The sequence below is a fragment of the Kineococcus sp. R86509 genome (assembly GCF_042466365.1).
GTDB lineage: Bacteria > Actinomycetota > Actinomycetes > Actinomycetales > Kineococcaceae > Kineococcus.
On the sequence record NZ_JAXHCE010000001.1, the window covers coordinates 2,936,504 to 2,960,935 of the forward strand.

At 69.9% G+C, this 24,432-nt stretch carries 18 protein-coding genes and 1 pseudogene; 12 read left to right on the forward strand and 7 right to left on the reverse strand.

Annotated elements, in window-relative coordinates:
• Nucleotides 1-171: 171 nt before the first annotated feature.
• Together SJY07_RS14400 and SJY07_RS14405 are read left to right on the forward strand one after the other, a co-directional pair.
• A pseudogene (locus tag SJY07_RS14400) lies at nucleotides 172-510 on the forward strand (AAA family ATPase); the annotation flags it as partial.
• A gap of 245 nt (nucleotides 511-755) precedes the next feature.
• Nucleotides 756-1,460 (forward strand): ATP-binding protein, encoded by a 705-nt coding sequence (locus SJY07_RS14405; protein WP_380160018.1) that lies wholly within the window; start codon nucleotides 756-758, stop codon nucleotides 1,458-1,460.
• Between the two features lie 4 nt (nucleotides 1,461-1,464).
• Here SJY07_RS14405 and SJY07_RS14410 read toward each other — a convergent pair whose 3' ends face one another.
• The 5 genes from SJY07_RS14410 to SJY07_RS14430 form a co-directional block, all read right to left on the reverse strand.
• Entirely contained in the window at nucleotides 1,465-2,349 is an 885-nt protein-coding gene (locus SJY07_RS14410; protein WP_380160020.1) for a nuclease-related domain-containing protein, read from the reverse strand.
• Between the two features lie 131 nt (nucleotides 2,350-2,480).
• Entirely contained in the window at nucleotides 2,481-3,539 is a 1,059-nt protein-coding gene (locus SJY07_RS14415) for an HNH endonuclease domain-containing protein (protein WP_328293551.1), read from the reverse strand.
• Nucleotides 3,540-3,621: 82 nt separating this feature from the next.
• A complete protein-coding gene (locus SJY07_RS14420) occupies nucleotides 3,622-5,331 on the reverse strand; it encodes a DNA/RNA helicase domain-containing protein (RefSeq protein ID WP_328293550.1) in 1,710 nt (569 codons plus the stop codon).
• On the reverse strand, nucleotides 5,318-5,638 hold the full coding sequence (locus SJY07_RS14425; RefSeq protein ID WP_328293549.1) for a nucleotide pyrophosphohydrolase: 321 nt from the start codon (nucleotides 5,636-5,638) through the stop codon (nucleotides 5,318-5,320). Before SJY07_RS14425 ends, SJY07_RS14420 begins: the two co-directional genes overlap by 14 nt.
• An 83-nt stretch (nucleotides 5,639-5,721) precedes the next feature.
• Nucleotides 5,722-6,981 (reverse strand): ATP-binding protein, encoded by a 1,260-nt coding sequence (locus SJY07_RS14430; RefSeq protein ID WP_380160023.1) that lies wholly within the window; start codon nucleotides 6,979-6,981, stop codon nucleotides 5,722-5,724.
• Nucleotides 6,982-7,225: 244 nt separating this feature from the next.
• Here SJY07_RS14430 and SJY07_RS14435 point away from each other — a divergent pair, with 244 nt between their 5' ends.
• The 3 genes from SJY07_RS14435 (at nucleotide 7,226) to SJY07_RS14445 (ending at nucleotide 12,664) form a co-directional block, all read left to right on the forward strand.
• Nucleotides 7,226-10,135 carry an AAA domain-containing protein gene (locus SJY07_RS14435; protein WP_380160025.1) on the forward strand — a complete coding sequence of 970 codons (2,910 nt, stop codon included), beginning with the start codon at nucleotides 7,226-7,228 and terminating at the stop codon, nucleotides 10,133-10,135.
• A gap of 12 nt (nucleotides 10,136-10,147) precedes the next feature.
• A complete protein-coding gene (locus SJY07_RS14440) occupies nucleotides 10,148-11,881 on the forward strand; it encodes an AAA domain-containing protein (RefSeq protein WP_380160027.1) in 1,734 nt (577 codons plus the stop codon).
• 393 nt (nucleotides 11,882-12,274) lie between these two features.
• Nucleotides 12,275-12,664: a very short patch repair endonuclease gene (locus SJY07_RS14445; RefSeq protein ID WP_380162331.1), complete on the forward strand. Its 390-nt coding sequence runs from the start codon at nucleotides 12,275-12,277 to the stop codon at nucleotides 12,662-12,664.
• A 203-nt stretch (nucleotides 12,665-12,867) separates the two neighbouring features.
• Here the strand turns inward: SJY07_RS14445 and SJY07_RS14450 are convergent, their stop codons facing one another.
• A complete protein-coding gene (locus SJY07_RS14450; protein ID WP_380162333.1) occupies nucleotides 12,868-15,948 on the reverse strand; it encodes a DUF3427 domain-containing protein in 3,081 nt (1,026 codons plus the stop codon).
• Nucleotides 15,949-16,301: 353 nt separating this feature from the next.
• Between SJY07_RS14450 and SJY07_RS14455 the strand changes: the two genes are divergently transcribed.
• The 4 genes from SJY07_RS14455 to SJY07_RS14470 all read left to right on the forward strand — a co-directional run bounded on the left by SJY07_RS14455 (nucleotide 16,302) and on the right by SJY07_RS14470 (nucleotide 19,497).
• Nucleotides 16,302-16,796 carry a nucleotidyltransferase domain-containing protein gene (locus tag SJY07_RS14455; RefSeq protein ID WP_380160029.1) on the forward strand — a complete coding sequence of 165 codons (495 nt, stop codon included), beginning with the start codon at nucleotides 16,302-16,304 and terminating at the stop codon, nucleotides 16,794-16,796.
• Entirely contained in the window at nucleotides 16,793-17,203 is a 411-nt protein-coding gene (locus SJY07_RS14460) for a hypothetical protein (protein WP_328293544.1), read from the forward strand. The genes SJY07_RS14455 and SJY07_RS14460 overlap by 4 nt, the downstream gene beginning before the upstream one ends.
• A 109-nt stretch (nucleotides 17,204-17,312) precedes the next feature.
• Complete coding sequence (locus SJY07_RS14465; RefSeq protein WP_380160032.1) at nucleotides 17,313-18,218, forward strand: hypothetical protein; 906 nt, start codon at nucleotides 17,313-17,315, stop codon at nucleotides 18,216-18,218.
• A gap of 13 nt (nucleotides 18,219-18,231) precedes the next feature.
• Complete coding sequence (locus SJY07_RS14470) at nucleotides 18,232-19,497, forward strand: Fic family protein (protein ID WP_328293542.1); 1,266 nt, start codon at nucleotides 18,232-18,234, stop codon at nucleotides 19,495-19,497.
• A 6-nt stretch (nucleotides 19,498-19,503) separates the two neighbouring features.
• Here SJY07_RS14470 and SJY07_RS14475 read toward each other — a convergent pair whose 3' ends face one another.
• On the reverse strand, nucleotides 19,504-20,292 hold the full coding sequence (locus SJY07_RS14475) for an HpcH/HpaI aldolase/citrate lyase family protein (protein WP_380160035.1): 789 nt from the start codon (nucleotides 20,290-20,292) through the stop codon (nucleotides 19,504-19,506).
• 207 nt (nucleotides 20,293-20,499) lie between these two features.
• Between SJY07_RS14475 and pdxA the strand changes: the two genes are divergently transcribed.
• The 3 genes from pdxA to SJY07_RS14490 all read left to right on the forward strand — a co-directional run bounded on the left by pdxA (nucleotide 20,500) and on the right by SJY07_RS14490 (nucleotide 24,339).
• On the forward strand, nucleotides 20,500-22,662 hold the full coding sequence (gene pdxA / locus SJY07_RS14480; RefSeq protein ID WP_380160037.1) for a 4-hydroxythreonine-4-phosphate dehydrogenase PdxA: 2,163 nt from the start codon (nucleotides 20,500-20,502) through the stop codon (nucleotides 22,660-22,662).
• 11 nt (nucleotides 22,663-22,673) lie between these two features.
• Nucleotides 22,674-23,486, forward strand: coding sequence for a DeoR/GlpR family DNA-binding transcription regulator (locus tag SJY07_RS14485; RefSeq protein WP_380160039.1), 813 nt, complete (start codon nucleotides 22,674-22,676; stop codon nucleotides 23,484-23,486).
• 82 nt (nucleotides 23,487-23,568) lie between these two features.
• A complete protein-coding gene (locus SJY07_RS14490; protein WP_380160041.1) occupies nucleotides 23,569-24,339 on the forward strand; it encodes a hypothetical protein in 771 nt (256 codons plus the stop codon).
• Nucleotides 24,340-24,432 lie beyond the last annotated feature (93 nt).

The following is a 24,432-nucleotide window of genomic DNA, read 5'->3' on the forward strand; positions in this document are numbered from 1 at the left end:
CGAGCTCGCCTCCGCTGGTCCGGTGGTGGTCGTGGCGACGACCTTACGACCCGCGGCGCGTCGAGTCGCGGTTCTCGAGCGTCAGGAGGTAGCTCCTCGCGCCGCCAGAAGGTAGCGTCGGAAAACGCCAGAAAGTAGCGTAGATGAGTAGTGGAAGGTTAGCGTCGCTGCATGGCTGCTGCTGGCGGGTACTCGCCTCGCGTCGTCGACGCGGAGCTCGCCAAGTACCTGGCGGGCTTGGCGGCAGTCGCCCTCGAGGGTGCGAAGGGCGTCGGCAAGACCCGCTCCGGTCTCCAGCACGCTGAGACGGTCGTCCAGTTGGACGACCCCGCCCAGCGCGATCTCGTGGCGGCCGACCCCGGCCGAGTTCTCCGGGGCGAGCCCCCGGTGCTCATCGACGCGTGGCAACGAGTCCCGCCGACCTGGGACGCGGTGGGACGGGCCGTGGACGACGGAACTGCGCCCGGATCGTTCCTGCTCGCGGGGTCGGCCGTGCCCAGGAACACCGGTGTCCACAGCGGTGCCGGTCGGATCGTGCGCCTGCGAATGCGCCCCATGACGCTGTCCGAACGTGGTGTCGCGCGGCCGACGGTCTCCTTGGCGCAGCTCCTGACGGGGCGACGGGGCGACGGGGCGACGTCGCCGGCGCGACCGGCGTCGGGATCGACGAGTACGCCGACGAGATCTGTCGCTCGGGACTACCCGCTGTGCGGGCGCTGTCGCCGCGCCTCCGCCGAGCCCAGCTCGACGGCTACGTGGACAGCATCATCGACCGCGACTTCCCGGACCTCGGACGGGCCGTTCGCAATCCCGCCCCGCTGCGTCGCTGGATGTCGGCCTACGCCGCAGCCGTTTCCACGTCGACCGCGTACGACCGCCTGCTCGAGGCGGCGACTCCGGGAGACCTCGACAAGCCCGCCAAGACCACGACCACCGCCTACCGGGACATCCTCCAACGGTTGTGGTTCCTCGACCCCGTTCCCGCCTGGACGCCGTCCCGCAACCACCTCGCCCGCCTCGCGGCGGCACCCAAGCACCACCTCGCCGACCCGGCCTTCGCGGCACGACTGCTCGGCGTCGACGCCGCGGCGCTCGCGGGTGCCGAGCCGGCCCGGCGGCCCGGGCGAGAGGCGACGTTGCTGGGCCAGCTGTTCGAGTCGTTGGTGACGCTCGACGTGCGGGTGTACGCGCAGGCGGCGGAAGCCCGGACCGGGCACCTTCGTCTGCGCGGCGGGGACCACGAGGTGGACCTGATCATCGAGCGGAACGACGGCAAGGTCGTAGCCCTCGAGGTGAAGGTGGCCGGGGCGGTGACCGACGCCGACGTGAAGCACCTGACCTGGTTGCGAGGGGCGCTCGGTGAGAACCTGCTCGACGCCGTCGTCGTCACGACCGGCCCCGAGGCCTACCGCCGACGGGACGGGATCGCAGTGGTGCCCGCGGCGTTGCTCGGGCCGTGAGCCGTCAGGGGCTGCTCGCCGCCGGCGGTGGGACCAGGCTGTCGGCCATCCCCTGGAGCACCGTCAGCCCGACCACCATCCCGAGGAACCCGATGAGCCCCGCCATGGCCAGGGTGAGGAGCACGAGCAGCAGCCGCCGAGACCACGAGGGCCGGCGGTGCGTCCTCCGCGGGATCGGCCTGGGGCGTGCCGCCACCGGGCGCCTCGCTCGCGCGGGCGGTTCGTGGGGTGCGGGTGTCGGGGTGCCGACGTCGGCGGTGGTCACGAGCACGGGGCTGCGGGCACCGTCGAGGGTGGCCCGCAGGAAGGTCGCGATCCGCTCGACCTCGTCGGCCCCCAGTCGACGTTCCAGCCCGCGCACGACGGCGACGAGGTGGGCGCGCCCCACGACGGTGACCCCGGACGTCGTCGCCTGGGGCTGCTGGTCCTGGGCGACCAGGCAGAGCAGGCCCTGTGTCGTCGAGCGGACCGCCGGTTCCAGCAGCGCGGCGACGGCCGCGGCGGCGCTCGCGATCCCTTCCAGTTCCCGGTCCTTGCGCCACGACTCGTTGCGCAGCACACCGTCCCGGACGGTCACCTGCCCCGACCAGTTCTTCGCGTCGATGACGACGACCCCGCCGGGACCGACCGCGACGTGGTCGAGGTTCGCCTTCGGGCGGCCGGGCCAGTGGACGTCGTGCAGGACGAACCATCCCTCGGCCTCAAGCTCCCCGAGGGTCTCGGCGACCAGGCGCTCGCCTTCGGCCCCGGCGGACCACGCGTGGTGGCGTCGTTCGGCGGCGTCGAGGCGGGCTGTCGTGTCCTCGGTCGTGGGTTGGCGACGGAGCCGCTCCACGTGCGCCGCCGCGCGTCGGGCCTGCTCGTCTGCTCCTGCCCCGGCGGCCCCCATGCCAGGGGTTTCGGGAGCCGGTGCCGGCCGCTTGATGGGGCGTCACCCGGCTGGGGCAATGGCGGAAGGGGCTGCGGATCCGTTGTCGTCTCGATCCGGATGAGCGCCGCGACGGGCTGGGAAACAGGTGGTCAGAGCGGGACGGCGGTGCCGTCGTGGAAGTCGTACAACCCGGGAGCGCGCCACAGCGGAGAGCCCGCGCCCGTCGACCGGTACAGCCCGCGGGCCGCGCCGCGCACCCGCTCCGTCTCGACCGGCCAGCGCACCGGTGCAGAGATGACGACGAGGTCCGCCTCGGGCCGGGCCAGGACCTCCCGCACGTGGTCGAGGACCGGCAGTGTGGCCGCCTTGTCGCCGTTGCAACGCGGATCGGTGAGCACCAGGTTCCGCACCCCGTCGATGGCGACCCGCGACCACGGCAGCACGTGGTCGACGTGCACCGCCCCGGTGAGGGTCCTACCGCAGTAGAAGCAGCGGTTCTGCTGGAACTCCCGCAGACCGGGGGCCAGTCGTGCAACGGCCGTGCGGTCCGCGTCGAACAGGAACGCGTGCAGGTCGGGGATCTCGAGTTCGGCGCTGTTGTGGCGCTGGACGTCCTCGACCCACCACTGCTGCAGGACGGGTTGCAGCATCGGGGAAACCCGCGCCAAGGCCGTTGCGACCCCGGGAAACAACTCGATGGACCAGTCGTGCGCGTCGAGGTTCCCGATGCCGACGTCATCGCTGAGCCAGGAATCGTCGTACAGGAACGCGACCCCCGGCTCCCGACCTCCCGTCTTCTGCAGGCGGAACAGAGGCTGCCTGGCCAGGGTGATCGCGATCTTCCGCACCGTGGCCGTCCACTGGTGGGGCTCCTCGGTCCGGAACTGCGCCGGCGTGGACAGGCCCCGACGGTCGCTGTTCCGCCGCAGATCGGTGACCAGATCGATGACCGACACGGCGCCTGGACGGGTGTGCTGGATCTGCCGCAGCACCCCGTGCTCACCGAACACCCGGACCTGCGGCCAGTACGCCTCGACGACCCGGGACGCGAGGTCGCGGACGGGTACGCTGAGCGGCGCGTCGTCGGCGACGGGGTTCTCCAGGCAGTGTTGGACGAGGGCGTCCAGGGTCGCGAGCTTGTACGTCGAGACGCGACGGCCTGTCGCCAGGAGCTGGGCGAGGCGGGCGCCGAGGTCGAGCGGGTCCATGGTGTCTCCCTCCAGGACGTTTCTCGCGGTGGTCCATCGGGTCCGACCACGCCACGCGCAGTAGTGGACATGCCCTCGTACATCAGAAGAACCGGCGGAGGTACTCCCTCAACGTCGTGTCGTGGACGTAGACGTAGGTCCCCAGGATTCCTCGTGTCAACAGCACCGCGTAGATGTTCTTGACGAACTGGAGCAGCTCCTCGTCGGAGTACGTGATCCCGCGCTTGACGTTGTTCTGCTTCCCCTTGGCGTCGAAGTAGCTCGCCTTGTCGAAGACGAGGCGCTCGCTGGCGGGATCGAACCGCAGGTCGCCGCCGATGATGACGCCCGCGATGTTGAGGTCGTACCCCTGGATGGTGTGGATGGAACCGACCTCGTCGAGGGACGTTGTCGTGTTGACCCAGTCGACCTGCGTCTTGTTCCACCACAGCTCGACTCCGTCGACGACGATGTCGAAGGCCTGGGGATCCTTCTTGCTCGCCCAGGGCCACGCGTAGCCGGCCAGGAGACGAGCGAGACCGTGCGACGCGTCCTGCTCGATGATCGCTGTCCGCATGGCCTGCAGACTGTCGAAGAACCGGAGGTCGTACCCCTCGAACGTCTGGCGTTTCGTCACCGAGCCGTCGAGGACGCCGCGCACGTAGCCGACGTAGTCGGACCCAGCCTGGACGCGCATCTGGGACGTGAGCCGGTAGTGCCGCTTCGCCGTGTGTGCCGTCGACACCAGGGCGTCCAGAGCCGCTCGCGGCAGGTCCGCGGGGCGGACCGTCTGTGCTGCGTCGATGAGGTAGATCTGGTGCCGGCTGATCTTGTTGATCCAGTCGAGCTGCGTGAGTTCCGGGTCGTCGTGTCCGAAGAGCTTCTCGTTCACGACGCGGAAGTCGGCGTTCTGCGGACCGGAGCCGAGACTGGCCCGCTGGTTGAGGCGGTGTGCCTCGTCCACGATCAGCAGGTCGAACATGTCGTCCGCCTTGCCGGCCTCGAAGGCCGTGATGACCATGTCAGGGCCGAGGCCGGGCGTTTTCTTGAAGACCTTCCGGATCGAGCCGCGCAGGGACTGCTGCGGCACCACCAGGCCGACCCGGAAGTCCCGCAAGAGCTGCGGGTAGCCCTCGACGAAGAACTCGGAGAGCAAGGAGTCGCTGTCGACGGGTTCGCTCAGGTCCGCGTTCTTGATGTCGCTCAGAAGCTTCATCAGGTAGATCCCGACGACCGTCTTACCGGTTCCAGGATCGCCCTGGATCACGATGCGGCTGGACCGGTCGTGCTCGAGGTCGTCGAACAGTCCCGAGAGGATGTCCTCGACGGCGATCGCCTGGTCCGGGGTGAGGGCCTTGAAGGGCGACAGCTTGAAGAGGTCGGTGTTCTCGATCTCCTTGATGGAGCGGCTGAACGCACCCAGCTCGCGCAGCTCGTCGAAGATCGCCTCGAAGGTGGGCCGGTACGTCGAGCGGAGGTAGTAGTCGGCGTTGGTGATCCCGTCGTTCCGGTTGAGGACCTGGTACTTCTCGTCCCCGTGGAACCAGCGGATCAGGTGTGATTCCAGGTCGAGGCACACCGACTTGTTGAAGGTCGGGTCCAGTACGACGCGAGCGTGACGCAGTGCCTTCTTCGTCGTGTCGAGGTGCTGCTTGAAGCGCCCGGCGGCGTTCAGCGATTCGCCGACGTAGACCTTCCCCGCTCCGTCCAGCGTGTACACGACCGGCCAGTTGCGGTGCCGCCCGTCGAGCGCCTGCCAGGCCTTGAGGTCCTCGCCGGAGAACGTGAACTGCTGGATCTCAAAGTCGGTCATGCTTGGTGCTCCGCCCTCGCGCCTTCTCGACCGGGTACTTCAGCCGCGTCTCGGCGAGCTTCTCCACGACGACGGTGTCCGCGTCCATGCCGAGCGCGTCGGCGAGGAGGAGGCAGTAGGTGAACACGTCCGCCAGCTCACCCCGCACTCGCTGCGGGTCGGCCTCGGAGGACCACTGGAAGCATTCCAGCAGCTCGCCCGCCTCGATGGCGATGCTCTTCGCGAGGTTCTCGGGGGTGTGGAACTGAGCCCAGTCGCGCTCGGCCACCATCTCGCGCAGCTGCTCCTGCACGGTCCGTTCGTCCATGATCGGATCCTAGTTCTGAGCCTCGGTCAGGCGTCGCCGACTGCTGCATCGCGTACGCCGTGACTTCCGCGGGGATCGTGCCCTCACGCCGTCCACAAGCGGTCGAGTGGCAGGGCGTGCAGCCTGTCCTCGTAGGTGTAAGCGTGTTCGCCGAGGTAGAGCGCGTACCCCGCCACGAACTGCTCCCCGATCTGGTCCCGCAGGGCACGAAGGCCCCGGAAGTCATCACCCGGCAGGCGCCCACCGGCCTTGATCTCGATCCCGATCACCGTGCCGTCGTCCCTCTCGACGGCCAGGTCGACCTCAAGTCCGTCGTGGGTGCGCCAGTGGTGGAGCCCGTCGATGTCGTCCCGCCAGGACGCCTGTTTGGCGACCTCCATGACCGCGAAAGTCTCCAGCAGGTGACCGAACTGCTGAAGGGCCACCGCGGAGCGTTGTCCCAGCTTCTCGGGTGTCAGTCGCAGCAGCCGCGCGGCGACACCGGAGTCGACGAGGTGGACCTTGGGACGCAGAGCTGAGCGAGCGGAGGTGGTCCTCGCCCAGGCGGGGATGCGCTGGAGGAGGAAGACCGCTTCCAGCAGCTTCGTGTAGCCGTCGGCCGTCCGGTCGTCGAGGCCGACGCTGGCGGCGGCTGCGCTGACGTTGAGCACCTGGGCCGTCTGTCCGGCCAGCCGTTCCAGGAGCTGTGGGAGCGCGGCGGCCTGACGGACCCGGGACAGGTCGCGGACGTCGCGCTCGAGAGTCAGTCGTACGTAGTCGTCGAACCACCGGTTGCGGGCAGCGGTGGTCGGTCGCTCGACGGCCAGCGGAAAGCCGCCGGTGATGACGCGACGGATGACCTCGTCGCGCCCGACGCGTGACGGACCGAGCTCGACCAGGGACTTGGGCGTTTCGAAGGCCATCGGCAGGAAGTGCTCCTCGTGCCGGTCGAGCTCGCCCTGGGAGAAGGGCCGAAGGGTGAGCCGGTGCAGGCGGCCGGTGAGTGACTGCGCTGCCGTCGGGAGCGCGTCGAAGCGCGTGGAGCCGGCCAGGACGAAACGCCCCGGTCGTCCGGCGTGGTTGAGCTCTGCCTTGATGGCGTCGAGGACCAGCGGGACCTTCTGGTACTCGTCGAAGCAGACCGGAGGGTCGCCGGCGGCGAAGAGCCGGAAGTCTCGGCTCACCGCTTCACGTGTGTCGAGGTCGTCGAGGTCGATGACCTCCACGCCGGCCTGGGTAGCCAGGTGGCGCAGGAGCGTCGACTTGCCGACCGAGCGCGGACCCTCGATGAGGAGAACCTGCTCCTCGGTCAACCTGGTGGCGGCGATGTCGGCCATGCGCCGACCCAGCTGCGCGTCTTGCACGCGACCAGTGTACGCGAGCTGCGGAAAGCGAGGCCCGGGAATTGCGATTCTAGAGGCCTCTTTCCTGCGGAACTCGAGGGTACTGTGTTGCGGAAGTCGAGGCACAAGAGGGCAGTCATCTGCACTTGATCGCCGTCACGAGAGTCGCGGAGGACGGCCAGCTTCAGACGGTCAGGATCGTCCTCAGCCCTCGCATGTCACCACCCTCCGGCAGGATGACTCCAGAGCGTGAAGGGAGATCCACGTGGAAGAGACGAACACGGCGCACCGCCGCGAGATGGTCAGCCAGGTCAGTGCGCTGGTGGACTTCTTGCGCGCCTTGGCGACGATGGGCTCTGCCCCCGTCCGCGACGTCGACACGCACCCGCAGGTCCTCTGGCTCCACGACCTCCCGGCCGAGATCAGCGGTGACGCCACCGCCGGCCCGGGTAGCCGGCTGGCGACCTTCCCGGCCCTCGCCGCCGAGCCGCACCCACCGCTGCCCGAGGCCCTGGTCGACTGGGTCGACGCGACCCGACTGGCCGACCCGACGACCGCGGTCCCGTTGCTCGTCGACCCCACGGCCGACGCATCGGGCACCGTCGACGGCTTCGTCGGGGACTCCGGGATCCGCCGTGAGTACGCCCGCTGGAGCGGGGAGTGGCGTGCCTGGGCGGAGCACGAGCGGCGCTCGGCGCCCTCGCGGCGCTGGTACGAGGCCCTCAGCGGGATCCACCGCCAGCTCTCCCAGCAGGACGACCAGTTCGAACTCGTCCTGCAGACGGGGTTGCTCACCTGGGCACCGGACGGCGGCGAACGCACCCGCAACCACCTGCTGAGCACCCGGCTCTCCCTCGCGGTGGATCCCAGGACCGGGGCCATCGCGCTGCTCGTCGCGGATCCACCGACGCCCCGCCTGCACGATCGCGAGCTGCTCGACGGCGTCGAGGCCTTCGACGGCGCGCGGGCCGAGCCGGTGCGGGCGGAGGTCCGCGAGGGCCTGGAGGTCCCGCTGGACGAGTCCGTCCACGAGCTGCTCGAGCAGTGGCGGGCACTCGCCTTGCCCTCCTGCCGCGCCTACGCGAAGGATCTGACCCCACCCGCGCAGATCGACGCCGTGCCGGCGTTGACATTCGCTCCGGCCGTGGTGCTGCGCCCGCGCGGTCGGGCGAGCCTCCTCGCCTACTACGACCAGATGTCCGCGGCCCTGCAGGGCCCGGACGCCGAGGCACCCCTCGGTCTGGTCCAGCTGCTGCAGTCGATGGAACCCGAGGAGCGGCTGGCCTGGTTGGAGGCCGAGGACGGCTCGTCCAGCAGCGCCGTCGCGGCGGACCCGCTGTTCCCGTTGCCCGCCAACGACGAACAGCGCCAGATCATCGCCCGCCTCGGCCGGGACACCGGCGTCGTCGTCCAGGGACCACCCGGTACCGGCAAGACCCACACCATCGCCAACCTCGTCTCCGCACTCGTCGCCGAGGGGCAGCGGGTTCTCGTGACCAGCCAGAAGGCGCAGGCCCTGAGCGTCCTGCGCGAGAAGATCCCCACCGAGGTCCGCAACCTCTGCGTGTCCATGACCGACCAGGGGCGCGGTGGTTCAGTGGAACTCTCGCGCAGTGTGAACGCGCTCGTCGACCGCTACGGGACGTACGACGCCGTCCGGTACGCCCAGCGCATCGAGCGCCTGACGGGGGAACGCGCTGCGGCACAGTCCCGTCAGGTCGAGCTGATGGAGGAGATCCGGGCCCTGCGGGAGGCCGAGACCTTCGTCCACCCAGAGGAGACCGTCGCGCCCGGTTACGGCGGGACCCTGGCCGCGATCGCCGGGCGTCTGCGCGAACGCGACCACCGCCACGCCTGGATCCCGACACCGCTGCCGGCGGCGGCGCCCCCCAGCTTGCCCCTCGACCCCGTGGACGTGGCGGAACTCGTCCGGTTGACCGCGCTGAGCACCCCGGAACGACGGGCCCGGACCGCTCAGGCGATCCCCGCGACGGCGGACGTCCCGGCACCCGACGAGGTCGCCCGACTCGTCGCGGCCGAGCAGGCGACGGCCGCCGCAGCAGGTGCTGCTGCCTCTGACCTGGTGCGCGCAATGGAACCCGTGGACCGCGCCGTCCTGACCCAGCTCAACCAGCAGAACGAGGCGGTCCGCACGACGCTCGCCGGGCTGGCTCGAGGTGACGCCGGCGACGACTGGCAGCGACGCTGCATCGACGACTCGCTGCGCGACCGGAACACTTCGCTCTGGCAGGGGCTGCACCAGGTCTCGGGTCGGGCGGAGGAGCTGAACAGTTCCCTCGACGCCCTCGCGTTGCAGCAGATCGCCCTCCCCGAGTTCGACGCGTCCGGCCCGACGGGCAGGTCGGCACAGCTCACCGCAGGGCGGGCTCTCCGCACACATGCCGCGAACGGCGGCAAGATCCGCGCCAAGGGCCTGTTCCGTTCCCAACCGGAGAAGAACGCCGAACGACTGCTCGCCGCGACCGTCAACGACGTGGCCCCGAGCACCCCCGAACAACTCGACGCCGTCCTGACCCGGCTGACCGCGGAGGTGGAGGCCGATGCGCTCGTCGCACGCTGGGCCGAGGTCGGCCACGTCATCGGCACACAGGCGTCCGTCCGGTTCACCGTGTCCGCGTTGGTGGACGCCCACCTGGCGCTGTCGCGCGCAGTGCAGGCCCTGGCCGCGATGGCGGCCGTTCGCGTCCTGCTCCGCGACTCCGGCGTGACGGTTGCGCTGGAATCGAGGGAGGACTGGACGGCGTTCTCCGAGGCCCTCCCTGGGGTCGCCGCGCAGCTGGAGGCGCAGGACGCCCAGCTCACCGTCGAGGCCGCCCTGGCCGGCGTTCGTCATCTCGCCGACGTCGAACGGTCGGCCCCCGAGGTACGCGACCTCGTCCAGGCCCTGGCCCTGCGCGATGTCCGCGGGTACGCGCAGGCCCACGCGGCGCTCGCGGTCGCCGCCGTCGAGGCCGAGAGCCAACGACGAGCCGACGAACTCGCCCGCGAGGTGAGTGCGCAGCACCCAGGGCTGCTGGCCCTCATCGACGCCACCGCCACCGACGAGGAGTGGTCGACCCGCCTCGGCGACCTCCAGGGCGCCTGGGCGTGGGCCAAGGCCCTGACGTTCTTCGAGGACCAGCGCCGTCCCGGCCGCGAGGCCGCGCTCGACTAGCAGCTCGCCGAGGTGACGACCTCGTTCGGTTCAGTGACCGGCGAACTCGCGGCCGAGAAGGCGTGGAACGCCACGCTCACCCGCATGACCTCGCACCAGTCGCAGGCGTTGCGCGCCTACCAGAGCGCCAGCGCCTCGCGAGGGGCCGGAACGGGGAAGTTCGCCCACCGGTTCTCCGCTGCGGCCAAAGAGGCCATGGCCGAGGCGCGCGGCGCGGTCCCTGCATGGATCATGCCGCTCGCCGAGGTGCTAGAGACGGTCCCGCCGCACAAGAACTCCTTCGACGTCGTCATCATCGACGAGGCCAGCCAGGCCAGCATCGAGACCCTCTACCTGTTGTGGCTGGCGCCCAGGGTCATCGTCGTCGGCGACGACCGCCAGTGCGCCCCGTCCCAGGTCGCCATGGGTGCGCTGCAACCGATCTTTGACAAGCTCGACAGCTACCTGTCGGAATTGCCGAACTACCTGCGGGTGTCCATGACGCCCAAGGACAGCCTCTTCAGCCTGTTGACCACCCGGTTTGGTTCGGTGGTGCGACTGCGCGAGCACTTCCGCTGCATGCCGGAGATCATCGACTGGTCCTCGCGCGAGTTCTACGCCGATGCTCCCCTCGTCCCGTTGCGGCAGTTCGGCCGCGACCGGCTCGCGCCGCTGAAGGTCCGCTACGTACAGGGTGCGCCCAGCGAGGGCGAGAACGCCAGGCTCCGCAACCCGCGCGAGGCCGCGGCCATCGCGCAGCAGGTCGCCGACTGCATCGCCGACCCGCGCTACGACGGCAAGACGTTCGGCGTCGTCGTCCTGCAGGGCCAGGCGCAGGTGGACGCGATCGAGAACGAACTGCGCAGCCGCATCGCGCCCGACGTGTACGAACAACGCCGCCTCCGGGTCGGGACGCCGCCGGACTTCCAAGGCGACGAGCGACACGTCATGATGCTCAGCCTCGTCGTAGGCGCCAACCGCAAGAACACCGCCCAGGTGCTCGAGGAACAACGCCGGCGCTACAACGTCGCTGCCAGCCGCGCCCAGGACCAGATGTGGCTGTTCCACTCGGTGACCCAGGACGTCCTGTCGCCCAAGGACCTGCGGCGGCTCCTGCTGGCCCACCTCAGCGACCCGCCCGCCGCCCGGTCGTCGGAAGACCTCGGCAACGTCACCGCCGGCGAGAAGCACCCCGCCTTCGACTCACTCTTCGAACAACGCGTCTTCCTCGTCATCCGCGACCGCGACTACCAGGTGACCCCGCAGTGGGAGGTGAACGGCCGCCGCATCGACCTCGTCGTGACCGGGGCCAAGGGCCGACTCGCCGTCGAGTGCGACGGCGACGCCTGGCACACCAGCGCCGAGCAGGTCGACAACGACGTGCACCGCGAACAAGAACTCAAGCGCGCCGGGTGGCGGTTCTGGCGGGTTCGCGACAGTGAGTTCAACTGGGACCCTGAGCGGGCGCTGGAGAGTCTGTGGACGGCGCTCGCGGACCGGGGGATCGAGCCGCACGAATCGACGGTGGTGGAAGAACCGCACGTCGGGGTCGTGACCGATGTGACGCCAACTTCGGCACCGACGGAGGTCGTCCCGGAGCGGGCTGCCGCCGAGGCGCTTCAGGCGAGTGCCGCCCGCACTCTCTCTGTGTCGCCTGCGGAGGTTCGTGCGTGGGGGCGGGAGAACGGCTGGGAGGTCGGGGAACGGGGTCGGCTGCGGCCGGAGTTGATCGCGGCGTACCAGGAAGCGCACGTGCTGGAGCCGTAGTTCTGCGGGGTTCGGGTGCCGGGACGAGTTCATGGTGCGAGTCGTCGAGCAGGTCTCGTCCCGGGAGCACTGGTACGCAGCATCCCTCCTCTTCGAGGACGCTGGATCGGCGCAGGGAGGGGGAACTCTCCAACCCCGTCCGCCAGACGCTCCGCTGAACACGGAGTACTCCGGACGCGGTGCCCGTGAACGACACGAGGTCTTCGTTGCGTGTGGGGTGTTGTCGCGGGTGGACGACAGGCCGCGAGGGCGACCTTGGCTGATCGGCCGGCTGTGGACAACCGGAGCTGGTCTCGAGCGGTCGCCCGTACAGTCCTTGAGGTGCGGACGACCGTGACCTGGGAGGAACCCGGCCCGGCGCCTCCGCCCTCCACCCCGGCGGTCGCGGCGATCATGCGCAGGACGGGTCGGCGGGACACTGCGCCGGAGTTGGCGTTGCGTCGGGAACTGCACCGCAGGGGTCTGCGGTACCTCGTGGACCGGACCCCACCGGGGACCAACCGCCGACGTCGTGCGGACCTGGTGTTCCGCGGTGCCCGCGTCGCGGTGTTCGTCGACGGCTGCTTCTGGCACTCTTGCCCCGTCCACCTGCACCTGCCGAAGGCCAACGCTGACTGGTGGCGCGTGAAGCTCGCGAGCATCACCGCCCGCGACCGCGACACCGACGCGCAACTGGCCGGTGCCGGCTGGCGGTCGCACCGGGTGTGGGAGCACGAGGACGTCGTCGAGGCAGCGGACCGGGTCGAGCGGCTCGTTCGAGGTGTACGGCGCCCTGTCCGGTGACTGTTCCGTGGGAGGCTGGATCACTGCCAGAGGCTGTCCACAGGCGCGATGTGCAGGCGATGCAGGCTACGGCGTAGCGTGTGGCGTCTTCGATGAGGATGACCGGATCCTCGGCCATCCGTTGCACTGCCGGGTCGGCGCACGCCTGCGTGCGGTGACGAAGCGGAGTCACCCGCAGTCCTTGAGGAACCGCTCTTCCATCGTCAGGCTGACTGCACCACCGTCGCAGCGGCGAAGAAGTCCATCGGCATCTCATGATGCAGCTTCCAGGTGATGGCGATCGGGCGATCTCCCCGGTGGCTCACGTACTCGGCCTCACCGAGGAAGAGGAAGGGGTCGGGGCCGAGGTCACCCGTCTTCGTGGGCCGTACGAAGAGCATGACGTGCGTTTCGTTCTCGCGGTGGTTGAGGTACCGCTGGCCCGTCACCGAGCTGACGCTGGTTGTCGACTGCGATTCCCAGTGGAAGAGGTCGCGGGTCAGCGGGTAGTCCTGGTACATCGTCGTGGGGGAGAAGTCAGCGTCGGACTTGTTGAGGGTGATGAGAAAGGCGTCCGTGTTCAGGTGGGGCGCCCAGAGAACACCTTCACGGAAGCGCTCCGGCGGACGTTTGTCGCTGATCAACCCGAGGGCTGCCACGATCTCGTTGCGGGAGTATCGCGCGTGAACGGCCAGAGGGACGCCGTGCAGGGAACCGGTGAGCTCGACGGTCGGTCGGCGGGCGCTGTCGAAGGCCAGGTCGACGACCTGCCCGAGTTCCGTGCTGACGGCTGACTCTCCGCCGACGCTCGCGAGCTGCCCGACCTGCCCGTCGGTGTAGGTCCCCGGTACCAGCGAGGCCGTCAGCATCCGTGCGAGGACCTGCTCGACGGGGCTGGTCGGCTGTTCTCCGCGGAGGAGGCGTCGGTAGACGCGGGCGCGTGAGCTGTCGTCGACGTGCGCGAACGCAGCGACCCGCTTGAGGAGCTTCTGCTCCAGGGCGCCGCCCGCAGGGACGTCGAGGCCAGCCTCACGGCAGAGCGTCGTCCACGAGCGGTCGTTCTTGAGAACTTCTCGCAGCGCGTGGCCCGACTCCGCCAGGAACTGCGAAAGATCGGTGGTACCGATGCTCCTGACCTCGTTGACCAGGGCCCGGCGCATCGGCTGGAGTTGTCGTTTCAGGCTGCTGAGCACTCGCTCTCGGACGACACGGTCCAGGACGATGGAGCAGCCTGCCGGTAGGAGAGGGAATCCCTTCTCGACTTGCTGGGACAGTCGCCCGCGCGCGAGGCCGGTCAAGGCCTGGAAGCGGGCGTCGAACCGGAAGCTCTCGTTCTGGTTGCCCACGAAGTCGAGCACGGTGAGGACGGCCTTCCCGTGGGCGGTCCGGAGTCCGCGGCCCAACTGCTGGAGGAAGACAGTGGACGATTCTGTCGGTCGCAAGAAGAGGACGGTGTCGACTTCAGGAACGTCGACACCTTCGTTGTACAGGTCCACCGTGAAGATCGTGGCGATCTCGCCTCGACGCAGCCGACCCAACGCGGTGCTGCGGTCCTCCACGCTGCTCTCACCGGACACGGCGACCGCGGGAATGCCTGCCGCGGTGAACACCCGTGCCATGTACTTGGCGTGCGCCACGGAGACGCAGAAGCCGAGTCCCTTGATCCCCGCGGGATGGCTGACGCGCCGTTCCAGTTCTCGAAGGACGATGCGGGCGCGGGCGTCGTTGCCCGTGTAGAGGTTCTCGAGCCCCTCAACATCGTAGCGCCCCCGTGTCCACGTCACGGCCGAGAGGTCGATCTCGTCGTTCACACCGAAGTAGTGGAAGGGGACCAGGAGGTCGTCGGTCAGCGCGTCCCAGAGCCGCAGCTCCGTTGCGATCCGGCCGTCGAAGAGGGCCAGGACGTCCTGGCCGTCACCACGCTCGGGGGTTGCAGTGAGGCCGAGGAGTTCCAGCGGTGCGAAGTGTTCGACGACCCGGCGGTACGTGGGTGCCGTCCCGTGGTGGCACTCGTCGAGGACAACCACTTCGAAGGCGTCGGCCGCGAACGTCGCGATGCGTGCAGGCGTCAGCGATTGGACGCTGGCGAACACGTGACGCCCCTCGGCCGGCTCGTAGCCGCCGACGAGGAGTTCTCCGAAGGTCCCGTCCGCGAGGACCTGGCGGTACGTGCGCATCGCCTGTTCGAGGAGTTCCTTGCGGTGGGCAACGAACAGCAGCTTCAAGTCTCGTCCGTGCAGCCGGCACAGGTTGCGGTAGTCGAGCGCCGCCAGGACGGTTTTGCCGGTGCCCGTGGCCGCTACCACGAGGTTGCGGTGTCGGTCGTGGAGCTGACGCTCACCCGCGAGCTGCTCCAGCATCTCCTGCTGGTGTGGTCGTGGCGTCACCTCGATGGACGACATGTCGACCGGAGCGCCGCTGCGACCCGTCGAGCCCGCGTCCCGCAGCGCTGCATCGAGTCGACCTGCGTCGCGATCCGGGTCGTACGTCTCGAAGGCCGGGTTGGCCCAGTAGCTCTCGAAGGTGGCGTCGAACTTCTGCAGCAGCGCCGGGGTGGCCACGTTCGACAACCGAACGTTCCACTCGAGCCCATCGAGCAGAGCAGACCGAGACAGGTTCGATGAGCCGACATACCCGGTGTGGAAGCCCGTGTTGCGTCGGAAGATCCAAGCCTTGGCGTGGAGTCGAGTGCGCGTGGTCTCGTAGATGACCTTGACTTCGGCGCCGTAGTCCCGGACGAGGGCGTCGACCGTGCGTCGGTCCGTGGCGCCCATGTACGTCGTGGTGATGATGCGCACCTTCGCGCCACGATCGCGCAGGCGTTTGAGAGGCTCATCGAGTAGGCGCAGCCCGGACCACTTGAGGAAGGCGACGATGAGGTCGACGGAGTCGGCGCTTTCCAGTTCCGCACGGATCTCGCTGCCCAGTCCGGGTTCACCCGGACTGTTGGTCAGGAGTGCCGCCTCCGACAGGGGAGTGGTTGGGCGCGGCGGGACGATTCCTGTCGCGAGCGACAGCAGCTGCTGGAAGCGTCCCTTGTCGTCGAGCACCGGTGTGTGGGGCGTCGCGGTGAGGACTGCCAGGATGCCGCGGACGAGCTCGTGCTGCGAAGCCGTGCTGGACCGGGCTTGGAGGGCTTTGAGGATGGCCCGGTTGAGGTGCGCGCTGACGACGTGCGGGGCGTCCTCCTCGTCCACTGACCCCAGCTGAGCGGCCTCGTGTGCGCTCATGAGCTGCGCGGCCAAGCCCTCGGAGACGAGTTCCTCCCACAGCCCCCGGCTGAGTGGGCCGTCGATCGCGGACATCGTCACCTCGTGGTCCTTGGTTCCAGCCTGGACGATCAAGCTATCGGGCTCACCAGCAGTGATTCGCCCGGGGCGATGTCACGAGCCGCGGTGCTCTCTTCGTGGTGTCCCCCTGATGAGGGACGCCCACGCGATTGCCGGCACCCCGCCGGGTGAAAGGCGGTGCCGGGTTGACCACGTGCCTACTTTTCCGGTCATTCGACTCTTATACTGGGCACGTGGATCTCGGCCATCCCGTTCGAGTCGTCGTCCCGTCCTTGGACGGGCCGGTGCTCGTCGCGCTGGCCGGATTGACGGTTGCGATGTCTGGCCGTGAGGTCGCCCGCCTTGTCGGAACAGCGTCCCCAGCCGGGGTGCAACGCGTCCTCACTCGCCTCGCCGAGGAGGGGGTCATCACCGTCGAGCGCCGGAAGAACGCTGCGTACTACAGCGCCAACCGGAACCACCTCGCCTGGCCCGCGGTGGAGATCCTCGCCGACTTGCGCCGGGAACTCCTGCGCCGCATCGAGGAACGGGTCCGGTCCTGGGCCGTACCGGTCGAGACAGCCGCGGTCTTCGGTTCCCTCGCCCGAGGGGAGGGGAGTGTCGATTCCGACGTCGACCTCTTGCTCGTCCGTGCTGACGAGGTGACGGGGGAACGAGCCCTCGCCTGGGACGACCAGGTGGACTCCCTCGTGACCGCCGTCCAGTCCTGGAGCGGCAACCCGGCGCAGCCATACGACATCTCGGTGAGCGACCTCCGAGACCACGTCGAAGCCGACGAACCGATCGTCGGCTCGTGGCGGCGAGAGGCCATCACCCTGGTCGGTCGAGACCTCAGCGCCCTGCTGCGGAACGTGGCGCGGTGAGCCCGTCCGGTCGCACGAGCGACTGTTCCCCCGCTGAGGGGCACACCCGGCTGGAGCAGGCGCGAGCGTTCCTCGAGGTCGCCGAACTGGTCATCGACGAGACCGATGACGGTCTCGCCACCCCGCAGGTGGCAGCGTCGTTGGCGGTCCTGTCCGGCATCGCCGCGTCCGACGCGGTGTGCTGCAGCCGACTGGGGCAGCGCTCGCGAGGGCAAGACCACCGGCAAGCCGTCGATCTGCTCGCCACCGTCCGACCCGACGGGGTGGCGATGGCGAAGGACCTGCGGCGCCTCCTTGAGATCAAGGACCAGGCGCACTACGCCGCCACGATGGTCTCCGCCCCTCGCGCTGAGCAGGCCGTCCAGTGGGCGCGCCGGCTGTACGACCTCGCGGTGCGAGCCGGCTGAGGTCGATCGACGAGACCGGTCCGAGAGCGAGTGCCCTGGTGTTCTCCTCACCGTGTCGGCTTCCTCCGCCACAGTCGGCGACGGAGCGTCACTGCAGCGGGAAGTCGTCATGGCGGGTGTGCTGATCGAGCTGGGTGTCCGGTTCATCGCCTGGTACGTGGGCCTGCTGGTCCGCTGCTGGCGCGGGGTCTCCCGCTGGATGACCCCGCGGTGGCGCATCGACCCGCACGTGGAGCGCCTGCAGGCGTGGCGCTCCTGGCTCGGCTACGCCAGCGTGGTCGTCGCCGTCGGCTTGTCGGGGGAGGAGACGACGGGCTTGGCGGACAAGATGCTCACGGGGGCGATCGTAGGTTTCCTGCTGAAGGCGGCGGTCGCAGTCGTCGTCGTGCTCGTGTCCCTGGCCGTCGTCTCCCTCTGCAGCCACCGCACGCAACGTCGCGGACGCCTCCGTCCGGTGGTTCGTCCCCTCTCGCTGCTCGTGACCGTCATCGCCGTTCCACTGCTCGTGCTGCAGTTGAAGGAGTGGGCAGAGCGGCGACCAGCCGGCTCCGTCGCGGTCGAGCACCTCGCGCCGGTCCTGGTGAGCGGCGGCGTGGTCCTGTACTTCACCTGGCCCTTCTTGGTGGTGGCGGCCGCGGCCGTCGTGGTGCGCGGCGTCCGCCACCTCTTCTGCGCCGGTGACGTGCACCCGCTGCTGCCGTCCGTCCTCGCCTTCGCGGTGGCGCTCGCCAGCGGCGCGGAGAACGTCCACCAGGCCCTGCAGCCCGCCGTCGGCGTCGAGCGGACGTTGTCCCTCCTCGCGCTCGGGGGGGTCCCTGACCGTCCTGGGGCTCACCGCCTACGAGCACCACCGGTTGCGGCGGTACCGGTTGCGGCGGCTGGGGTGGCGGTGGTCCGACCTGCGGGTGCCGCTGCACGAGCTGCCGGCCGCGCACCCGGTCCACCGGCTCGCTCAGAGGTCGACGTGAACCTGGTCGTCGTCCCTATCTTGTTCAAGCTTCAGCTTCAACCTTGATTATGATGTCGGCATGGGCCGACTCGTTAGCACGCAGTGGACCCCCGACCGGGACATCACCGGCGTGCCCCGACGCCACCGCCAACCCTGCCGCTACGACGCCTTCGTCCCCGCCCGCCTCGTCGGACGCGAGGTCATGCTGCCCGCCGACGTCGCCGCCGACGTCTCCGACGCCGAACGCGCCGTCCAGCAGCTCAACGCCTCTGGTCTGCCCTACCGCGGCTACAAAGCCATCGCCCGACTGCTGCTGAGAGCGGAGGCGGTCGCGTCCTCCCGCATCGAAGGGCTGGAGATCGGTGGCCGCCGACTGGCGCGCGCCGACGCCGCGCTGGAGCTCGACGGATCCTCTCCCGACCAGGGGGCGGCTGACGTCCTCGGCAACATCGACGCCATGCGAGCCGCCGTCGACGACGTCGCCCGACGGCCCCGGCTGGACGTGGACGCGATCCGCGACATCCACCGCGCCCTGTTGGCCGGCACTCGCGACGCGAGCTGGGCGGGAACCGTCCGCGACCGCCAGAACTGGATCGGCGGGTCGAGCTTCAACCCCTGCGCTGCCGACTTCGTGCCGCCACCCCCGGACGAGGTCGAGGCGCTGCTCGAGGACCTCGTCGAGTACGTGGACTCGGACGTCCACCCGCCGGTCGTCCAGGCCGCGCTGGCCCACGCGCAGTTCGAGACGATCCACCCCTTCGCCGACGGCAACGGTCGGACGGGTCGCGCCCTCATCCACGTCGTCCTGACCCGTCGCGGCCTGAGTCCCCACCACGTCCCGCCGGTCAGCCTCGTCCTGGCCACCCGGAGCCGGGACTACGTCGCCGGTCTCGAATCCTTCCGCGAGGACGGCCACACCGGGATCGCCGAGTGGATCGCGACCTTCGCCGCGGCGACGACCGAAGCCTGCGCACGGGTGTCGGGACTTACCGACGGACTGGCAGGACTCAGCCAGCGCTGGCGGGAGGCGGTGGGACCGCTGCGTGCGGGGTCGACGGTCGCCCAGTTGCTCGACGACGTCCTGCCGCAGACCCCGGTGACGACGGTCGCGCAGTTGGTCCGGCTGACGGACCGGTCGACCCAGGCCGTCAACGAGGCCGTCGACCGGCTGCACACGGCCGGAGTCCTGGTGCAGACGACCGCCGGCCGACGCAACCGCGCGTTCGAGGTCGACGGCCTGATCGACCTCATCACCGGGTTCGAGCGGTCACTGGCCTCACCCGTCGGGGACACCGCTGTCGAACCGCCTGCTCGCCCCGTTCCCCGGCGCTCGCCGAACCGCTGACCCCGGTCAGTCGCGGACCGACCGCAGGTGCGCGGTGGCGATCTCCTCCAGGTGCACCACGTCCCCCGCCACCGTCACCACGTCGAACCCCTCCGCCAACCGCTTGGCCGCGACGTCCCCGCTCGGCGTGTGGATCCCCACGCTCTTCCCCGCCGCCCGCCCAGCCGCCTTGATCCGCTCCAACGCCGCGTCGAACTCGTCCGAGATCGCGGGGTCGCCGGGGAACACGGCTCCCAACCCGAGCGACAGGTCCGACGGCCCGATGTACAACCCGTCGAGTCCCTCGACCGCGGCGATCTCCTCGACGTTCGCCAGCCCGTCCGCCGTCTCGATCATCGCCAGCACCAGCACGTCGCGGTTCGGCACCTCGGTGGAACGCCCCAATCGCAGTTGGGCCCGCATCGGTCCGAACGACCGGCGCCCCATCGGCGGGTACTTCGCGTTCTGCACCGCGAGCCGCGCGTCGGCGGCCGAGTCGACCAGCGGCACGATGATCGCGGACGCACCTGCGTCGAGGGCCTGGCCCATCCACGTGATGTCGTTTGCCGCCGCGCGCACGATCCCTACCGTGTCCACGTCGCCCAGCCGCGCACCGGCGTCTACGGCCATCAGCCCACGCAGCAGCCCGTCGTAACCCATGAGGCCGTGCTGCTGGTCGAGGCAGATGTAGTCGTAGCCGACACGGGCGAGGCGTTCGGTGGAGGCGGGTGAGTCGAGCATCACCCAGTAGCCGACGAGGGGTTCGCGAGCGCGGAACTTGCGGGCGAACTCGGCGGAGGCGGTGTGTTCGGGCACGGGTGGATCTCCAGACTCGCGGGTCGGTCACGGGCGGGGGGAGGGCCCCGGCGGCATTGCACGCCGTCAGGACGCCGTCCTGCAAGGGGTGCGCGTTCACCATCATGACGATTGCGCAGTCCGCGCAGGCGGGCTAGCGTGATTCGCGCTCGTACTGTTGTGGAGCCCCCGGTCAGCGTGGCGCACAACGGTCGCAGAGGAGGTCTGGTGGCTGGCTTGCTCGTCCTCACCGACGACCTCTCCGGTGCCGCCGAATCCGCAGGAGCCCTTCGTCTGCGTGGTTCGCGCAGAACCGGCCCGGTCCACATCGGTCTCTGGCCCACGCGGATAACCGACCACGACACCGTTCTCGACCTCGACTCCCGCCACCTCACTTCCGAGGAGACCGGAGCGCGCGTCGCCGAGGTCCTCCAGGCAGCACCCGGCCGGACGGTGGTCACGAAGATCGACAGCCTGCTGCGCGGCAACCTCGTCCCGGTCGTGCGTGCTCTGGGGGGAACGGTCGTGCTGGCGCCAGCGCTCCCCGTCGCCGATCGAACGGTGATCGGTGGACGGCTGCTCGTCGACGGGCGGCCGCTCGCCGAGACCGCGGCCTGGGCGACGGAGGGGCGCGAGGCACCGGCGACGGTCTCCGACGCCCTATCGGGAGTCGCGACCACGACGCTCACCCTCGACGTCGTGCGCTCCGGGGACCTGGCTGCGCGGATCGAGCAGGTCCCGCCAGGAACCGTCGTGGTCTGCGACGCCGAGACCGACGACGACCTCGACCTGATCGTCACCGCCTCCCACGGCCGGCCGCTCGTCGGGTCGGCCGGACTGGTCGCCGCCGTCGCCCGCGCGCTCCCTGCGGAGGCGGCCCACGAGCAACCGGACGCACGGAACGTCTCGCGCCTCGTCGTGGTCGTCGGCACCGCCGAACCCACCGCGCAGCGCCAGGCCGAAGAACTCGTCGACGCCGGCGCCACCCCGGTCGACCTGCCGTGCGCCGACGTCCTGCGCGGCACCGCCGTCGCCCAGCTCGCCCAGGCCGTCTCGCGGAACTCCCTGACCGTCGTCCGGCTCACCGGGACAGCCCACGGCCGACAACTGTCCCGGGCGTTGGGTCGCGTCGTCGCCGATGCGGTCGGGCCCGCCGACCTCGTCCTCACCGGCGGCGAGACGGCCCGCCACGTCCTCGACGCCCTGCACGTCCCCTCGTTGCGGTTCCTCTCGCAGATCGAACACGGCGCCGTCCGCTCCGAGACCCCCGACGGTCGTCACGTCGTCACCCGCCCCGGCAGCTTCGGCGGCCCGGACAGCCTGCTCCGGATCGTGCGATCGCTGAACCCCGAACTCCTCCCACCTCTGGAAGGCCTTCCCATGAGCAGCAGCACGAGTCCCGCCATCGCCGTGACCATGGGGGACGGAGCCGGTGTCGGCCCGGAGATCGTCGTCGCCGCGCTCCTGCACCCGAGCGTCGTCGAGAACTCCCGATCCGTCGTCGTCGGGGACGCCGCCCGGCTGCGGCTCGCCGCGGACGTCCTCGGGGTGGACGTGAAGATCGTCCCGGTGGAGGGAGTCGCGGACGCCGTCTTCGAACCCGGTCGGATCAACGTCGTGGACCTCGAACTGCTGCCCGCCGACCTGGCCTGGGGACAGTTGTCCCCTGTGGCAGGGGACGCGGCCTACCACTACGTGCGGGTCGCCAGCGAGATGGCGATGCGCGGTGAGGTCCAGGCGATCTGCACCGCCCCGCTGAACAAGGAGGCGCTGCACCTCGGCGGCCACGTCTACCCCGGTCACACCGAGCTGCTCGCGGAACTCACCGGGACGGAGGAGGTGTCGATGATGCTCTCGACGCCGACCCTCAAGGTCATCCACGTGACCACCCACATCGGGTTGGTCGACGCCGTCGCCAAGATCGAACCGGGACTCGTCGAACGCACGATCCGCCGTGGGCACACCGCGCTCGTCGCCGCCGGGAACGCGAACCCCAAGATCGGTGTCTGCGCGATCAACCCGCACGCGGGGGAAGGTGGGTTGTTCGGCTACGGCGAGGAGGCCGAGAAGATCACGCCCGGCATCGAGGCCGCGCGCGCCGACGGGATCGACGCCCGCGGACCGCTGCCCGCCGACACGTTGTTCTTCCTGGCCGGCCGCGGTGACTTCGACCTCGTCGTCGCGATGTACCACGACCAGGGCCACGGGCCGGTGAAGGTGCTCGGCATCGAGGCCGGCGTCAACATCACGGTCGGGCTGCCCGCCATCCGCACCTCCGTGGACCACGGCACCGCGTTCGACATCGCGGGGACTGGCAAGGTGGACACCCGCAGCATGGTCGAGGCCATGCGGCAGGCCATCGAGGTGGCCCCCCGCCCCACGCAGGACTGACAGGGAGACACATGCCCTCCGTGGCGACCGAGACCCGGCGTTCAGCCATCGTCGACCTCGCCCACGAGGGCCTCGCCAACGTCGAGACCCTCGCGTCCCGCTTCGACGTGTCTCCCTCGACCATCCGGCGCGACCTCGCGATCCTCACCACCGAGGGCCGCATCGCCCGCACGTACGGCGGCGCGATCCCCATCGGGGCGCACAGCGAGTCGACGTTGCGGCAGCGGATGGACCAGGCGCACTCCGCGAAGGTCGCGATCGGGCAGTGGGCCGCGACGCAGATCACCACCGGCGACACGGTCCTGCTCGACGTCGGCTCGACCGTCGGAGCGCTCGCGGCGGCGTTGACGGGAGCGCGAGGCCTGACGGTCATCACCGCCAGCCTCACCGTCGTCACCGAACTGAGCGACGCCGGCGGAGTCGTCGTCGAGTGCCTCGGTGGTCGGCTCCGACCGTTGAGCCAGGGTTTCCTCGGACCGCTCACCGAGGCGGCCCTGGAACGGGTCAGCGCCGACGCCGTGTTCCTGGGGACGGACGGGATCTCCGACGAGGGGGAGATCTGCGAGGCCGACCTGGGGCAGGTCCGACTGAAGGAGCTCATGGTGCGCCGTGCCGAGCGGGTCTACGTCCTCGCCCACGGCGAGAAGATCGGTGCCCGCCCCTTCCACGCCTGGTTCCGGATCCCCCTGCCGTGGACGATCGTCACCGACGCCACTGCGCCGACGGAGCGCGTCGCGGCGTTGCGAGCTCGCGGGGTCCAGGTCGTCGTCGTGGACGAGACGCAGGGATCCCGCTCGCCCACGACCACCGAGTCGGTCGAGTGAGCTGCGGTGTGGTCGATGGCCTCCGGGTGAGGGTCGTGGCGCCTCTTCCCGGGTGGCGTCCTGCAACGGGGAGCGGTAGAGGGTGACGCGACGGCGTCGGCGTCGGTCGGCGAGCCACCTCGGCCGAGGACTCGCGCAGGGCTACGTCCAGGCGTTGCGGCGGGTCTGGCGCACGGTCGGACGGTTGATGCGTCCCCGTCGTCGGCCTGACCTGTTCGTCGAGAAGCTGCAGGCTTGGCGATCCTGGCTCGGCTACGCGTCGGTGGTCGTGGCGGTCGGGCTCTACGGCAGCGCCCCCGACGACCTGGGACAGCAGCTGCTCGAAGGGGCCGTGATCGGGTTCGTCGTCAAGGCAGTGGTCGCCGTCCCGATCGTTGTCGTCGCGATCGTGATCATCGCCATCGTGAGCCACCCCACTCAGCGGCTCGCCCGGATCGAGCCGGCCCTGCGGACGTTGGGTCTGCTCGGCGCCGCAATCGGACTGCCGTGGTTCGCGGTGACGATCGTCGAACGCTTGGACGGATCCGCGACCCGTCCGGACTTCCCGCTCCTGGGCCTGGCAGTGCTCGTGGGTGTCGTCCTCGCGATACCGCTGCTGTTCGTCGGCGCGGCGTCCGCGGTCGTGCACGGCGTCCGGTACCTGTTCTGCGTCGGGGACGTGCATCCGCTGTTGCCATCGGTGCTGGCGTTCCTCATCGCTCTGTGCTCCGGGGCGGAGAACGTGTCAGGAGCCCTCGACCCCGGGCCAGGTGTGGAACTCGCCCTCGCCTGGCTGGCGGTCGGAGGATCGCTGGTCGTGCTCGGCCTGACGGTGTTCGAGCACTGCCGGCTGCGGCAGCACGGAAGCCGGTAGAGCGACGTGCGTCGGGAGCTCCGGGACCTGCGTCGACGTCATCCTGTGCGCCGACGAGCGTGAGGGACCAGAACGGGGCGACCAGCCGGTCGG

What these genes read in the sequence shown, in the direction of transcription:
- SJY07_RS14410 (WP_380160020.1), bottom strand. Translation starts at nt 2,349, where the DNA reads ATGGGGGCCGCCGGGGCAGGAGCAGACGAGCAGGCCCGACGCGCGGCG.
- SJY07_RS14415 (WP_328293551.1), bottom strand. Translation starts at nt 3,539, where the DNA reads ATGGACCCGCTCGACCTCGGCGCCCGCCTCGCCCAGCTCCTGGCGACA.
- SJY07_RS14420 (WP_328293550.1), bottom strand. Translation starts at nt 5,331, where the DNA reads ATGACCGACTTTGAGATCCAGCAGTTCACGTTCTCCGGCGAGGACCTC.
- SJY07_RS14425 (WP_328293549.1), bottom strand. Translation starts at nt 5,638, where the DNA reads ATGGACGAACGGACCGTGCAGGAGCAGCTGCGCGAGATGGTGGCCGAG.
- SJY07_RS14445 (WP_380162331.1), top strand. Translation starts at nt 12,275, where the DNA reads ATGCGCAGGACGGGTCGGCGGGACACTGCGCCGGAGTTGGCGTTGCGT.
- SJY07_RS14450 (WP_380162333.1), bottom strand. Translation starts at nt 15,948, where the DNA reads ATGTCCGCGATCGACGGCCCACTCAGCCGGGGGCTGTGGGAGGAACTC.
- SJY07_RS14465 (WP_380160032.1), top strand. Translation starts at nt 17,313, where the DNA reads ATGGCGGGTGTGCTGATCGAGCTGGGTGTCCGGTTCATCGCCTGGTAC.
- SJY07_RS14470 (WP_328293542.1), top strand. Translation starts at nt 18,232, where the DNA reads ATGGGCCGACTCGTTAGCACGCAGTGGACCCCCGACCGGGACATCACC.
- SJY07_RS14485 (WP_380160039.1), top strand. Translation starts at nt 22,674, where the DNA reads ATGCCCTCCGTGGCGACCGAGACCCGGCGTTCAGCCATCGTCGACCTC.